Genomic DNA, 14,082 nt, shown 5'->3' with positions numbered 1-14,082 from the left:
GTATGCTTACGATGCCAGTTTTCTTGCGGAAACTTTTAGGAGGTACACCTATGAACCAAACCAACAGCCGACTAACCGAGGTAACGGTCCCGCATCTAGCGGAGAGCCTCGTTTCGGCTACAATAGGCAAATGGCTCAAGCAGCCTGGCGATTATATCGAACAATATGATGTCCTTTGTGAGCTTTTCACAGAGAAAGTGAATACGGAAATGCCTTCACCAATTGAAGGCACACTCGTAAAAATTATTGTCGGCGATGGCGAAACAGCTGCTGTTGGCGAAGCTATTTGTTTGATTGAAGAGCCGGGCTCAGCTATATCGAACGGAGCATCAACCGCAGGAGCTGCAGCTGCTAATCATGCCGGAGCCGCGCTGGAGGAAGACTCTGACCAAAGCATGCGCGGTCGTTATTCACCAGCTGTACAGCGGCTTGCACAAGACAATCGCGTAGATTTGTCACGTGTAGCAGGAACGGGGCTTGGCGGAAGGATTACCCGTAAGGACGTTGAGCAATTCATCGCTTCGGGTGGAGCGAATGCAGCTCCTGCCGCTGTACAAACGAATCAACCGGCAGCTCCGGTGGCTCCACAAACTGCTTCACCTGTGGATCCGCAACAGGCTCACCAGCCTGTTCGCAGCACCGGCATTCATTTATCCGCCAGTCCGCAAACGCCGCTGATTGAAGCAGAAGGACATTCATTAGACTCTCGCAATGAGCATTTCATTGACGTTACGCCAATGCGCAATGCCATTGCTTCAAAAATGCGCCAGAGTGTAACAGAAATTCCACATGCTTGGACAATGATTGAGGTTGATGTAACGAACCTTGTTGTTCTGCGGAATAAAGTAAAAGACGAGTTTATGCGTCGAGAAGGCATTAACTTAACGTATTTGGCATTCATGCTGAAAGCGGTCGTCAATGCCATTAAGGATTACCCGATCATCAACTCCGTCTGGGCCGTCGATAAAATCATTGTGAAACGCGATATTAACATTTCGTTGTCCGTAGGAACGGAAGATTCGGTCTTGACGCCGGTCATCAAAAAAGCGGATCAAAAAAATATCGCCGGACTGGCCAGAGAAATCGATGAATTGACGAAGAAAACACGTGCGGGGAAATTATCACTGAATGATATGGTTGGCGGGACATTTACTGTAAATAATACAGGCTCCTTCGGTTCGATTCTGTCTTATCCGATCATCAACTACCCGCAAGCAGCTATTGTGACCTTCGAATCGATTGTGAAGAAGCCTGTCGTTATTCAAGATATGATTGCGGTTCGATCAATGGTTAACCTTTGTCTCTCACTGGATCACCGCATTCTTGACGGAGTCATCTGTGGTAGGTTCCTGCAGAGAGTGAAAGAAAATTTAGAAAGTTATAACGCGGATACAAAGATTTATTAAGCTATGCTTTAAAAAATAAACCCGCAGTAAACAATATGCTTGATAGCAGCATCGTGAGCAGCATAACGTAAATCACGATTTTAAACCAACGCTTATTCTGTAACAATGAAGACTCACTCCTTTTTCGTGAAAAGCTTGTACGTTTTTATTGTAACCCATAGTGTGTATCGGAGGAAAGTACATGATTCAGCAAAATCGTTTGGTGGAAGAGTTCATCTCCTTAGTGCAAGTAGACAGCGAGACCCGATTTGAGCAAGAGATTTGTGTCGTTCTTAAAGAAAAGTTCGGACGTTTAGGGCTGCATGTCATGGAAGATAATTCGATGGCGAAAAGCGGCCACGGATCAGGTAATTTGATCTGTACACTTGAAGCAACCGACAGCAACGCAGCTATTCCGGCTATTTTCTTCACTTCTCATATGGACACGGTAGCTCCTGGGAAAGGTATCAAGCCGCAAATTGGCGATGATGGCTATATCCGCAGCGACGGAACGACGATCCTTGGCAGCGATGACAAAGCGGGTATCGCGGCGATGATCGAAGGCATACAAGTGTTAAAAGAGCAAAACATCCCACATGGCCGCATTCAATTCGTGATAACGGCAGGGGAAGAGAGCGGTCTGAAAGGCGCTCGTGCCATGGATCGCAGTGTTATGGAAGCTGAGTTCGGCTTCGCACTTGATTCGAACGGCGCCATTGGCGATATCGCGACAGCAGCGCCTGGCCGTGCTGAAATAGAAATTGTATTCCACGGAAAGTCAGCTCATGCCGGCGTTAATCCAGAAGATGGCATCAGTGCCATCCAAGTAGCAAGCAAAGCGGTTTCGCGTATGTCGCTTGGTCGAATTGATAGCGAAACTACAGCGAATATCGGCAGTTTCTCAGGCGTAGGTCCCTTGAACGTGGTATGCGATAAAGTGAAGATGGAAGCGGAAGCTCGCAGCATTGTTCAGCACAAGCTGGAAGCGCAAATCGCCGCGATGAAAGAGGCTTGTGAATCAGCTGCAGCTGATGCTGGCACCACTTGCGAGTTTAATGCGGATATTGTGTATGCTTCCTATATGCATGAAGACTCTGCTCCGATTGTTCAATTGACTTCTAGAGCACTCTCAACACTTGGATTGACAGCTCGAACTTTCCACTCCGGTGGCGGCAGTGATGCGAATATCTTTAACGGAATGGGCATACCAACGGTTAATCTCGCGGTTGGATACCATGAAATTCATACTACGAAAGAACATATTGCCATCAGTGATTTAGTCAAAACGGCTGAATTAGTCGTAGCTCTCGTGAAGGAAGCTGCGAAAGTTTAATCATCTATTGTCTGCGAACCGATTAGTCTGCCAATCTCATGGCATGCTGATCGGTTTTTTTTGTTCATTTACTCGATAAAATGGGGTAAAATTGACTTTTTCCTCATATGCTTCGAGTAAGACACGTCCAGGAAGGGGAAACTGGCTTGATGATGCGGGATGAGGGTACGGTTGCGGATATTATTTCGGTCAGGGAGGGACTACAGATTGTCACCGTATGGATGCGGACCGGTGAGCTTGAGCACGCTGTACACTACACCGATACATTACCTTTGTTAAATCCAGGGGACGTGGTTGACTTAAATGTAACAGCCGTGAAGCTGATGTTAGGTTCAGGGGGATTTCATATCGTACTATCCATTCGTGACCGAGGATTCGATAACCATTCGACTACATCCACAAATGGACACATCATGAAGCTCAAATATACCCCAATGCAGCGAAGTGTGCTTTCTATTGAAGAACCAGCCAGCTCGTTTCATTCTTCGTTTCAAGGTGAGATGAATGTGGAGGGAATGCCGGTTTTGCTGGGCGAACTGCACAGTATGCTGCCTGTAGTGATGTGTTGGCTCCGATATCGACATCAACAGAACAAAACATCTGATCGAGCATTGGAGGTCGCCTATATCATGACAGATGGGGGGGCTCTTCCACTTGCCTTGAGTGAGCATGTGGCCATACTTGAGGGGATGGAATGGCTTAAAACAACCATTACTTATGGTCAAGCCTACGGGGGTAAGGTAGAAGCGGTTAATAAATTTAGCGCATTAGTTGCAGCGAAGCATGTTGTCAATGCAGATATCAGTCTTGTAACCATGGGGCCAGGCATTGTGGGAACGAATAGCCGATACGGTTTTTCGGGTCTTGAGGTTGGTGAACTTGTAAATGCGGTATATGCTCTTGGAGGGATTCCAGTGGTCATTCCGAGAATTTCCTTCGCTGATCCAAGGTCTCGGCATCAGGGCATTAGTCATCATACGCTTACAGCGCTGCAGCTGGCAGCGAGATGTCCGGCTGTAGTGCCTCTCCCACTTTTAGAGGCGAAAGAAAGTGCCGTTATTCAGAAGCAAGCACAGAATCTACAGCTGCATCGAATTGAAGCCATGCCGAGCCCATCGATTGCGGAAATCGCCGAAGCTTTTTCCCTGTATCCACAGCCCATTACCTCGATGGGAAGGGGATTATCGCAGGACCCGGCTTATTTCCAAGCGATTTGTGCCGCTGCGGATTGTGCAAGCCAGTTACATAATCGACTAAGGTAATTGTATGTCCACCTTGCTGCAGCATGAGCTGCAATTGACGTTTGATTTCCCAAGCCTTTCCTACAAGTCGAATTTGACGGTCGGTTACATAGCTCTTCATATCCATTTTCCTCTTTTCAGGTGAAATTTTGATATAATGAACGATATGCGTGAATGGGACAAGTTAGACCAACTTTAGCAAAGATGAGGTGTTCGTATGACATTACACAAAAAATTCGAAGAAATAACTATCAAGTCCGAACCTATTTTCAAAGGTAAAATCATTTCACTTCAGGTGGATCATGTCCTACTCCCAAATGGGGAATCCGCAACACGTGAAATCGTAAAGCACCCTGGCGCTGTGGCTGTGATTCCTCTGCTAGGGCATAAAATGATCGTTGTGGAACAATATCGAAAACCGCTTGAGAAAAGTCAGGTCGAGATCCCGGCAGGCAAACTGGATGCAGGTGAAGAGCCGCTTAAGGCAGCTTTACGCGAATTAGAGGAAGAAACAGGCTTTCGCACGGAAAATATCAGGTTGGTCAGTTCCTTCTATACATCACCAGGTTTCGCGGATGAAATCATTCATCTTTATATCGCAGAAGATTTGGTGAAGGGCGATGCCAATCCGGATGAGGATGAGTTCCTTGAATGCGAAGCGATCACTTTGGAACAAGCTCAGCAGTACATACGTGAAGGGCGAATTAGTGATGCGAAGACGATTATGGCTGTTTACGCCTGGCAGCTGTACCTTTTGACGGGACAAATCTAAATGAATGCTTATTATGTTGATCTCCATATTCACATAGGTCGATCAGAGAATGGACAAGCGGTGAAGATCAGCGCTGCGAATGACCTGACTTTCTTCAATATTGCGCAGGAAGCTGCCGTCAGAAAAGGAATGGAGATCATAGGGATTATCGACTGTCACTCGCCTTCCGTACAGGATGACATCATGACGTACTTGGATCGTGGTGAGATGGTGGAGCTGGAAGGCGGCGGCATCCGGTATCAGGACACAACGGTTATACTGGGCAGTGAAATAGAAGTGCGCGACCCAGGCATGGGCCCGGCCCATTTGCTTGCTTATATGCCAAATCTTGCGTTGATGCAGGGATTCACGCAATGGATGAAGGGTCACATGAAAAATGTGGAGCTAAGCTCTCAACGCATTTATGCACCTGCTCGCGTAGTTCAAGAAGAAGTACTCGGCAGGGGCGGCATCCTTATACCCGCGCATATTTTCACTCCGCACAAGAGTGTGTACGGAAGCGCGACTTCTAAGATGGAGCACCTTCTTGATGTTAAGGGCATCTCAGCTGTTGAGCTTGGTTTAAGTGCTGATTCCGATATGGCTGGATTAATTTCGGAGCTCGATCCATTCACGTTCGTTACGAACTCAGATGCTCACTCTCTTAGTAAAATCGGACGTGAATACAACGAAATGAAGCTGGCTGCCCCTACTTATGAGGAACTCGTCAAAGCGCTGCATCGTCAAGATGAACGCGGTATACTAGCGAACTACGGCCTTAATCCACGACTTGGTAAATACCACCGAACCTATTGCAGCTTATGCGAATCTGTTCTGGATGAAAGTGAAACGACCGCTGAGCGCTGTGCCGACTGTGGCAGTAATAAAATCATCAGAGGAGTCATGGATCGGATTATGAACTTAGCAGACCGTGAAATGGCTTACCTCCCGCCTTATCGACCTCCGTATCATTTTCAAGTTCCATTAGAATTTATCCCTGGTTTAGGGCCTAAGAAGCTTGATCAGCTGCTTCACCGCTTCGGAACGGAAATGAATGTCCTGCATCGAACGACCCCGGAGGAGCTTGCAAGTGAAGTTGGTGAAGAAATTGCTGCTTATATTGTAAAAGCGCGAGAAGGCACTTTACAGCTTGAGGTTGGCGGCGGGGGTAGGTACGGCAAAGTTAAAAATCGTTCATAGTTTCCAGCACTCGCTCATAAGCTTGTCTTTGTAGAGGTTGACACAAGGAAGGAGCAGCGAGATGAATAGGAATCTAACGATGAAACAATATATGAAAGATAATTTGCCGCTATTTATATTCGTCTCCGTACTTTTCATCATTGGGGTCGTGTTCGGCGCCGTGATGGTGAATGCACTTTCTTTGGAACAAAAGCAAGAAATGACTCGTCATTTGGGCAGTTTTTTTCATGAAATTAATGAAGGCGCCGAGTTTGACAACAGACAATCGTTCGTTCAAGCTTTTGGCATGCATATGAAGTGGATTTTGTTAATATGGCTTTTTGGTTTGTCGATTGTCGGGCTGCCATTGATTCTCGTCTTGGACTTTCTTAAAGGTGTGCTAATTGGGTTTACGGTTGGGTATCTGGTCGGCCAAATGTCATGGAAGGGCATGTTATTTGCACTTGTATCCGTTGCGCCCCAGAATCTGATTGTGATACCGGCTATCCTATTCTGCAGTGTAGCTGCGATGGCGTTCTCGATCTATATGATCAAAAATCGCTTTATGAGCCGTAATGGAAACATATATCAGCCCTTTATGCGCTATACAACGATAACACTCCTGATGGGGGTGTTCCTTCTTGGAGCAGCGCTTTGGGAAGGATATATGTCCCAAATGATGATGAAATGGGTAACGCCTATGCTTGTTGGCCTTTATGGATAACAGATTCGCTTATGTTTCTGTTTGACTTTGTCCGTCAGCTCCCCCTATAATAAAAAGAGTGGCTAAAACTGGGCTTGGATGCCCACCTTTCTGAGGGGGAGGCATATGGAAGCAAGGATCGAGAAGATTAAGCAGCAATTGCAATCCCAAGGGTACAAACTAACCCCTCAACGGGAAGCGACAGTACGCGTACTTTTAGAGAATGAACAAGATCATTTAAGTGCTGAAGATGTGTTTATGCTTGTGAAGGACAAGGCCCCAGAGATCGGACTGGCGACAGTGTACCGGACTCTAGAGCTGCTGAGTGAGCTGCATGTCTTGGAGAAAATGAATTTTGGCGACGGTGTCGCTCGTTACGATTTACGTGACGACAGTACACGTCATCATCACCATCACTTAATCTGCGTACAATGCGGGTCCGTGGATGAAATTATGGAAGATTGGCTCGGACCTTTGGAAGAACGGTTAGAGCAAGATTTTCATTTTCAAGTGCTAGATCATCGACTTGATTTTCAAGGTATTTGCTATCGCTGTAACGATCGAGGAAAACCGGACTCATTGGACAAATCTAAAATAACAGTTTCCGAATAGAAACTGTTTATACAATGAAAATGCCTGTATGATCACCTTGTGCATACAGGCATTTTTGTGTTCTTTTCATATACTAACTAATAAGAAAGTCGGATGTTTACTCACATAATTCGCAGTGAAGCATGGCACATTATGTTTAGTGATATTAAGGAAGAAGGTAGCAACTATGACACAGCAGCCTATTGTAGTTGGGGTTCCAAAAGAAATCAAAAACAATGAAAACAGAGTGGCGTTAACGCCTGGCGGAGCGGGTATGCTCTTGATGGCAGGACATCAAGTGCTTGTTGAAGCTGGAGCTGGAGTTGGCAGCGGCTTCGGGGATGAGGACTATGCTCGTGAAGGTGCCGTTATTGTCGCGGATGCAGCTGAGGTATGGGCCTCCAGCGATATGATAATGAAAGTCAAGGAACCACTACCCGCAGAGTATGGTTATTTCCGAGAAGGCCAGATGTTGTTCACATATTTGCATTTGGCAGCAGCAGGAGACTTGGCAGAACATTTGCTAAGTAAGAAAGTGACAGGGATTGCCTACGAAACAATTCAACTTCCGAATGGCTCACTTCCGCTTTTGACACCGATGAGTGAAGTAGCTGGCCGGATGTCGGTACAGATCGGCGCCCACTTTCTGGAAAAGTTCTATGGGGGACGCGGAATATTATTGGGTGGTGTTCCAGGTGTGCCGCCAGCTGATGTCATTATTTTGGGCGGAGGGATCGTTGGAACGAACGCGGCCAAAATGGCGCTAGGACTTGGAGCTAATGTTGTGATTATTGAACGGAGTGCGGATCGGATGAGAGCTCTGGACGATATATTCGGGGGAAGACTGCGAACATTAATGTCTAATCCACATAATATTGCGAGTGCTGTACAGAAGGCGGATTTATTAATTGGCGCTGTTCTTATTCCTGGCGCAAGAGCTCCAAGATTAGTAACGGAAGCTATGGTTCAAAGCATGAAGCCAGGCGCTGTCATTGTGGATGTTGCTGTGGACCAAGGTGGATCGATTGAAACGATTGACCGTGTGACAACTCACAGCAATCCCACTTATGAGAAGCATGGTGTGCTGCATTATGCGGTTGCCAATATGCCTGGTGCCGTTCCGCGAACTTCAACGCTTGGGTTAACCAATGTGACGATACCTTATGCCATGGAGCTTGCCAATAAAGGTTTTACACAGGCAATAGAAGCTAATTACGCACTCCAATTAGGCGTGAATACGTACAAGGGAAGCGTAACGCATCCCGCGGTGGCTGAGGCTCTAGGAATGCCGTATGTGAAGTTGTCCGATCTGTCATAATCAGAGAACAAGCCTCATATCTTGATCTTAAAAAGGGGATAGAAATGAGGAATGGCTATGATATTTTCATATCGAAAACTCCTTGTTCGCTTACGGTTTATATTACTTTTTATGACTTTGACAGTGATTCTATATCAAGTTATGGTTATTCTAACCGGATGGATTCAACCTGTGAACAAATACAGAACACCAACGGGAAAGTCCGTCAAGGTGTTTGGCTATCACGAGCATGCTTCGGTTTCGGATACAGGTAAAATGAGTGACCGTTTGCGTTTATTTTATTGGTATGGGGAATAAAGAAAGCGTAAAAAAGAGGAGTTCGCACTGGCATCGTTGAATGCTATTCGTTATGAAGATATGGCATGATAACGAAGGAGTATATCGGCATGATGACGAATGACCTGCAATCCTTCATCCGATTTTTGTCAGTTGAACGGGGACTATCGCGGAATACGCTGGAGTCCTATGAAAGAGACCTACAGCAATTTGTTGATTATCTACAGCAGCAAGGCATCACGGGTTGGAGAGATTCAGGGAAAACTCACATCTCAGGATATTTATCGCAGCTGAAAATGTTCGGACGAGCATCGGCAACCTTGTCTCGTAATATGGTTTCCATTCGAGCACTTTATCAATATTTAGTGAAAGAACGTGTCATGGATTCAGATCCAAGTATTTATGTGGAGGCCCCCAAGTTGGAAAAAAAGCTTCCAAAAGTGCTGACAATTGGTGAGGTAGAGAAGCTGCTCGATGCACCACAAACTGAGCTTGTAAGCGGCGCACGTGATAAGGCTATGCTCGAGCTGCTCTATGCGACAGGGATTCGAGTATCGGAGCTCATTTCTCTGAATGTAACGGATATCAATTTGCATATGGGCTTCATCCGCTGTATGGGTAAATCGGATAAAGAACGCAATATTCCTCTTAGCTCAATCGCCATTCGGTGTTTAACGACTTATATACATAATTATCGGATGAAGTTATTGAAAAAAACGACGGATGAAGAAGCCTTATTTATCGGTCATTTGGGAACAAGGATGACAAGGCAAGGTTTTTGGAAGATTTTGAAAAAATATGCGAGTGAGATGAATATCGCGAATGAGATAACACCGCATGCTTTAAGGCATTCCTTCGCTGCCCATTTAATTGAGAATGGCGCAGATCTGAGATCGGTTCAAGAAATGCTGGGACATTCCGATATTTCCTCGACACAAATGTATGTTCAAGTCACCAAGCTCAAAATGAAGGACGTTTACAACCTTGCACACCCGAGAGCGAATTTATAACCTGCACAGCGGCATTTCCTTTAGGGGGAAGCTGCTGTTTTGCATTCATAGGGTGGAAGTGAGATAATCGAGGGTGGATAACATTAGGAATTGATGTGGAGGGACTTTTTGTGCGCTTCGAACGAATATGTTTAATTGTATTGGATAGTGTAGGCATCGGCGAATTACCGGATGCCAAGCAATTTGGCGATAGTGGCGCTCACACACTAGGACATATTGCAGAGAAAGTAAACGGATTTGCACTCCCTAATTTACAGCGAATGGGACTAGGGAGCATTGCTGATATTAAAGGGATTCCTGCTACAGATTCACCCGAAGGATATTATGGAAAAATGGCTGAGGTCTCTGTTGGGAAAGACACGATGACTGGACACTGGGAATTGATGGGGCTTCGAATCACTACACCATTTAATGTATTCCCCAATGGATTTCCAGCCAAATTGATTTCTCAATTTGAGCAGGAGACAGGGCGTAAGGTCATAGGTAATAAGCCGGCCTCAGGCACTGAAATTTTAGATGAGCTCGGAGAAGAGCAGATGAAAACAGGGGCTTGGATCGTTTATACATCTGCCGATAGTGTATTTCAATTAGCTGCGCATGAAGACATCATTCCGTTAGAAGAGCTGTATCGGGCATGTAAGATTGCCAGACGGTTAACTATGCAGGATGAGTTTGCGGTGGGCAGAGTAATTGCAAGACCGTACCTCGGGGAGCCTGGTGCTTTCAAACGTACACCGAATCGCCATGATTATGCCGTGAAGCCGCCAGCGCCTACAGTTATGAATCATTTGAAAGATGCTGGATTTGATGTGATTGCGATTGGAAAAATCAATGATATTTTTGATGGTGAAGGTGTTACAAAAGCCACGTCAACGAAAAGTAATCTAGATGGTATTCAGAAGACAATTGAAGTTCTGGGCACCTCATACAAAGGTCTGGCTTTTACGAATCTTGTTGATTTTGACTCGCTGTTTGGTCATCGTCGTGATCCTGAGGGCTATGGAAGGTCACTGGAGGAATTTGATGCTTATGTGCCTCAGCTCAAAGCAGGTCTAGGACCTAAGGATTTATTAATCCTTACAGCGGACCATGGCAATGATCCTGTGCATCCGGGAACCGACCATACGCGCGAATATGTACCTATTTTGTTGTATAGCCCAAGCTTTCAGTTACCTGCATCGCTTGGCATTCGCGGAACTTTCGCTGATCTGGGAGCAACTATCGCAGATAATTTTGGCGTGAGTGCAACTGATCAAGGCGAGAGTTTCTTACATCTTTTAAAATAAATAAATACGAAATACTCAGTTTATATGAACTGAAATCGCTCAGGAGGAATCTATCTATGTCCGAGACGTCCATGATTCAAAAAATTCAAGAAGCAGCTGCATTTATTAGCAAAGAAACGAATATTAAACCCCAAATTGGACTGATTTTAGGTTCGGGTCTCGGCGTTCTTGCTGATCTTATTGAGCAGCCTATCGTTGTAGATTACTCGAAAATTCCCCATTTCCCAGTGTCCACCGTGGAAGGGCATGCCGGGGAATTGGTCGTGGGTACGATTCAAGGCAAGCAAGTGTTAGTGATGAAAGGCCGTTTTCATGCTTACGAAGGCTATGGCGCGGAAACGGTTTCTTTTCCAGTAAGAGTCATGAAAGAGCTAGGTGTGAAAACGTTGATCGTAACGAATGCAGCGGGTGGAATCAATGAATCTTATCAGGTTGGCGATCTGATGGTCATAAGTGATCATCTGAATTTGACCTACCGCAATCCGCTCATCGGCCCGAATGATTCGGCTTTAGGTGTTCGCTTTCCGGACATGTCGGAAGCTTACAGCAAGCGTCTGCGTAAATTGGCGCACGAAGTGGCGGCTTCACAGAACTTCCACTTACAAGAAGGCGTATATGTGGGACTTCTCGGACCTAACTATGAAACTCCAGCAGAGATTCGCATGTTCCGCACATTAGGCGGGGATTCCGTTGGTATGTCGACGGTACCGGAAGTGATTGTAGCACGTCATGCAGGAATTGAAGTGCTTGGTTTCTCCTGTATTTCGAATATGGCATCAGGTATTTTGGACCAGCCGCTCTCCCATGCAGAAGTTATGGAAACGACGGAGAAAGTAAAGCCTAAGTTTTTGAAATTAGTACTGGGCATTATTGAAGCACTTTAATTAGAAGAGGAGAACAAAATGGAACTGACTTACATAGAGAAAATCAAAGAAGCAGCGAGCTTTATTGAGCAGCGTTTAGGCAGTGTTAAGCCTGTGATCGGATTAGTATTGGGATCAGGATTGGGAGATATGGCGAATCAGGTTGAGCAGCCGATAGCCATCGATTATAGTGAGGTTCCTCACTTTCCCGTTTCAACCGTTGAAGGTCATGAAGGTCGTTTTGTTGTAGGCACACTAGAAGGTAAGCCGGTCATCGTTATGCAGGGACGTTTTCATTATTATGAAGGTTATGATATGAAAAAGGTTGTATTTCCTGTTTACGTGATGAAAGCGATCGGCGTTCAGACCGTTGTGATGACGAACGCGGCAGGCGGCATGAATCGAGCATTCAAAGCAGGAGATCTTATGGTCATCAGCGACCATCTGAACATGACGGGAGATAACCCTCTTATCGGGCCTAACCATGCTGATCTCGGTGTTCGTTTCCCAGACATGTCGGAAGCTTACAACCGCGAATACCGTAAGCTGGCGCATGAGCTGGCACAAACGGTCGTAGGAGAAGATGGCGTGCCGCTGAAGCTGCAGGAAGGGGTCTATGCGGGGATTACAGGCCCAACCTACTGTACGCCAGCTGAACTTACAATGTTAGCTCGTATCGGCGGCGACGCGATTGGCATGTCCACGGTGGGTGAAGTTATTGCTGCACGTCATGCAGGTCTTAAGGTATTAGGGATATCGTGTATTACCGATATGGCGATAGGCGAAGAGCTGGAACCTTTGACGCATGAGCAAGTTGTAGCTGTCGCAAATCGGACGAAACCGAAGTTCATTGCTCTCGTTAAGGCTTTTGTTCGTGAGGTCCGTCTGGGATAAATTGGCTATATTTTTTATGAACTTTTAATGAAAATAAGCTTCTATAGACCTATGAATTCGGAGGAAGTCATGCTAATATATAGTTAATTAGAACTATATTAAAGGGTGTCCTAGATACGGATACCCATTCCATAACAAGGATGTGATGGAGCATGTCAGTCCAACAATTAATGGTCGCAAACTGTCCTAGATGCGGGAAAGTGTTCCAGAAAAATTTGCGAAACCAATGTTCAGATTGCAGCCGAAGCATGGATTCCATGCTCATGAGCAGTCTTGAATTTCTACGTAAAAATCATCGCTCAACGAATACGCAATTCACTGAAGCGACAGGTGTTTCACACGAGCAAATGTATACTTGGATCAAAGAGGGAAAGCTGCTGCTTTCGGATTATCCGAATTTGAACTATCCCTGCGCTTCATGCTCGAAACCGATTCGTGGGCAAAAGCTTTGCCCGGATTGCACGTACCGCATTAATCGGGATATAAGAGAGCTGAAAGAGAAAGACCGATCTTTTCAACCGCTTCTTAGAGAAAAACAAACAGTTTCCGCTGGCGGTTTCCAAATACGTGAAAGACTTAGTGGTGTGTAATTTATAACAATATGGGCAATAGTAATGATGATATCCCCCGCTATGGGGGATGTTTTTTGGAAAGGCACATTCACAATTTCGTCACAAAATATTCAAGGTTTTGCCACTGACTATGTATGGGATTGTCTTTAAATGTTAGGTAGAATAGATGAAGTGAACACATTATGAGGGGGATATGCATGCAAAAGTGGATTTTCTTTGTGTTATTTATACTTGCGGGCGCATTGGGGCTGGGAGTCCTCTTTCAAGATATTTCTGACCGCCAAGTGGCTAAGGAAGCAGAGGCTGCCGCTGGCAAAGGTCAACAGCTTAAAATTGCAGCTTCTAACTGGCAGTTCGATTCTGCAGATTACACAGTTAAAAGCGGTGAGCCAACGAAAGTTTCCTTGTCTTTAAAAGAAGGTGTACATGCGATTGAAATCGTAGGATTGGATATCAAGTTGGATAAAGAAAATCCTTCCAAGCAAATAACGTTTGATAAACCAGGTACATATGAAATTCAGTGTGTACTTCCTTGTGGCGAAGGCCATGCTAAAATGAAAAGCAAATTAGTTGTTTCTTAATCAATAATGGTAGTATCAAAGGGGGCTCTAGCAGCTCCCTTTTTTCGATTTTGATGAGTATGCATAAGAGACAAGTTTTCTAACGAAACTCTTAGGTAA

Annotated in this window: 17 protein-coding genes; 15 read left to right on the top strand and 2 right to left on the bottom strand. The window is 45.5% G+C overall.

What is annotated here, in order from left to right:
* Positions 1 to 50: 50 nt before the first annotated feature.
* Positions 51 to 1,406 carry a dihydrolipoamide acetyltransferase family protein gene (locus tag NYR53_RS21250; RefSeq protein WP_261301180.1) on the top strand — a complete coding sequence of 452 codons (1,356 nt, stop codon included), beginning with the start codon at positions 51 to 53 and terminating at the stop codon, positions 1,404 to 1,406.
* Position 1,407: 1 nt separating this feature from the next.
* Here NYR53_RS21250 and prli42 read toward each other — a convergent pair whose 3' ends face one another.
* On the bottom strand, positions 1,408 to 1,512 hold the full coding sequence (gene prli42 / locus NYR53_RS21245; protein ID WP_244279968.1) for a stressosome-associated protein Prli42: 105 nt from the start codon (positions 1,510 to 1,512) through the stop codon (positions 1,408 to 1,410).
* A gap of 75 nt (positions 1,513 to 1,587) precedes the next feature.
* Here prli42 and NYR53_RS21240 point away from each other — a divergent pair, with 75 nt between their 5' ends.
* Complete coding sequence (locus tag NYR53_RS21240; RefSeq protein ID WP_261301179.1) at positions 1,588 to 2,718, top strand: M20/M25/M40 family metallo-hydrolase; 1,131 nt, start codon at positions 1,588 to 1,590, stop codon at positions 2,716 to 2,718.
* A 107-nt stretch (positions 2,719 to 2,825) separates the two neighbouring features.
* Positions 2,826 to 3,980 (top strand): DUF3866 family protein, encoded by a 1,155-nt coding sequence (locus NYR53_RS21235; protein ID WP_261301178.1) that lies wholly within the window; start codon positions 2,826 to 2,828, stop codon positions 3,978 to 3,980.
* On the opposite strand, the gene mciZ is transcribed toward NYR53_RS21235, so the two are convergent.
* Positions 3,880 to 4,086, bottom strand: a complete 207-nt coding sequence (gene mciZ, locus NYR53_RS34500; protein WP_367618554.1) for a Z-ring formation inhibitor MciZ — start codon at positions 4,084 to 4,086, stop codon at positions 3,880 to 3,882. The two genes, NYR53_RS21235 and mciZ, sit on opposite strands and share 101 nt — an antisense overlap.
* 90 nt (positions 4,087 to 4,176) lie before the next feature.
* On the opposite strand from mciZ, the gene NYR53_RS21230 reads away from it, so the two are divergent.
* The 12 genes from NYR53_RS21230 (at position 4,177) to NYR53_RS21175 (ending at position 13,983) form a co-directional block, all read left to right on the top strand.
* Positions 4,177 to 4,731 carry an NUDIX hydrolase gene (locus NYR53_RS21230; protein WP_261301177.1) on the top strand — a complete coding sequence of 185 codons (555 nt, stop codon included), beginning with the start codon at positions 4,177 to 4,179 and terminating at the stop codon, positions 4,729 to 4,731.
* On the top strand, positions 4,732 to 5,910 hold the full coding sequence (locus tag NYR53_RS21225) for an endonuclease Q family protein (RefSeq protein WP_261301176.1): 1,179 nt from the start codon (positions 4,732 to 4,734) through the stop codon (positions 5,908 to 5,910).
* Between the two features lie 61 nt (positions 5,911 to 5,971).
* Positions 5,972 to 6,613, top strand: a complete 642-nt coding sequence (gene spoIIM, locus NYR53_RS21220) for a stage II sporulation protein M (RefSeq protein WP_261301175.1) — start codon at positions 5,972 to 5,974, stop codon at positions 6,611 to 6,613.
* A gap of 105 nt (positions 6,614 to 6,718) precedes the next feature.
* Complete coding sequence (gene fur / locus NYR53_RS21215) at positions 6,719 to 7,204, top strand: ferric iron uptake transcriptional regulator (RefSeq protein ID WP_029192940.1); 486 nt, start codon at positions 6,719 to 6,721, stop codon at positions 7,202 to 7,204.
* A gap of 181 nt (positions 7,205 to 7,385) precedes the next feature.
* The gene (gene ald / locus NYR53_RS21210; protein WP_261306465.1) at positions 7,386 to 8,501 is read left to right on the top strand and encodes an alanine dehydrogenase; all 1,116 of its coding nucleotides are present in this window, start codon (positions 7,386 to 7,388) and stop codon (positions 8,499 to 8,501) included.
* A 51-nt stretch (positions 8,502 to 8,552) separates the two neighbouring features.
* On the top strand, positions 8,553 to 8,798 hold the full coding sequence (locus tag NYR53_RS21205) for a DUF4227 family protein (protein WP_367618553.1): 246 nt from the start codon (positions 8,553 to 8,555) through the stop codon (positions 8,796 to 8,798).
* 92 nt (positions 8,799 to 8,890) lie between these two features.
* The gene (gene xerD, locus NYR53_RS21200; RefSeq protein WP_261306464.1) at positions 8,891 to 9,787 is read left to right on the top strand and encodes a site-specific tyrosine recombinase XerD; all 897 of its coding nucleotides are present in this window, start codon (positions 8,891 to 8,893) and stop codon (positions 9,785 to 9,787) included.
* A 110-nt stretch (positions 9,788 to 9,897) separates the two neighbouring features.
* Positions 9,898 to 11,073 (top strand): phosphopentomutase, encoded by a 1,176-nt coding sequence (gene deoB / locus NYR53_RS21195; protein ID WP_261301173.1) that lies wholly within the window; start codon positions 9,898 to 9,900, stop codon positions 11,071 to 11,073.
* A gap of 56 nt (positions 11,074 to 11,129) precedes the next feature.
* Positions 11,130 to 11,957, top strand: a complete 828-nt coding sequence (locus tag NYR53_RS21190; protein WP_261301172.1) for a purine-nucleoside phosphorylase — start codon at positions 11,130 to 11,132, stop codon at positions 11,955 to 11,957.
* Between the two features lie 18 nt (positions 11,958 to 11,975).
* Complete coding sequence (locus tag NYR53_RS21185) at positions 11,976 to 12,830, top strand: purine-nucleoside phosphorylase (protein WP_261301171.1); 855 nt, start codon at positions 11,976 to 11,978, stop codon at positions 12,828 to 12,830.
* Between the two features lie 248 nt (positions 12,831 to 13,078).
* Positions 13,079 to 13,420, top strand: a complete 342-nt coding sequence (locus tag NYR53_RS21180; protein WP_261301170.1) for a hypothetical protein — start codon at positions 13,079 to 13,081, stop codon at positions 13,418 to 13,420.
* A 179-nt stretch (positions 13,421 to 13,599) separates the two neighbouring features.
* Positions 13,600 to 13,983 (top strand): cytochrome c oxidase subunit II, encoded by a 384-nt coding sequence (locus tag NYR53_RS21175; RefSeq protein ID WP_261301169.1) that lies wholly within the window; start codon positions 13,600 to 13,602, stop codon positions 13,981 to 13,983.
* Positions 13,984 to 14,082 lie beyond the last annotated feature (99 nt).

The organism is Paenibacillus andongensis, assembly GCF_025369935.1.
Classification (GTDB): Bacteria; Bacillota; Bacilli; order Paenibacillales; family NBRC-103111; genus Paenibacillus_E; species Paenibacillus_E andongensis.
The sequence above is the reverse complement of the archived record's forward strand: the minus strand, read 5'-3'. Positions and strand labels throughout refer to the sequence as shown.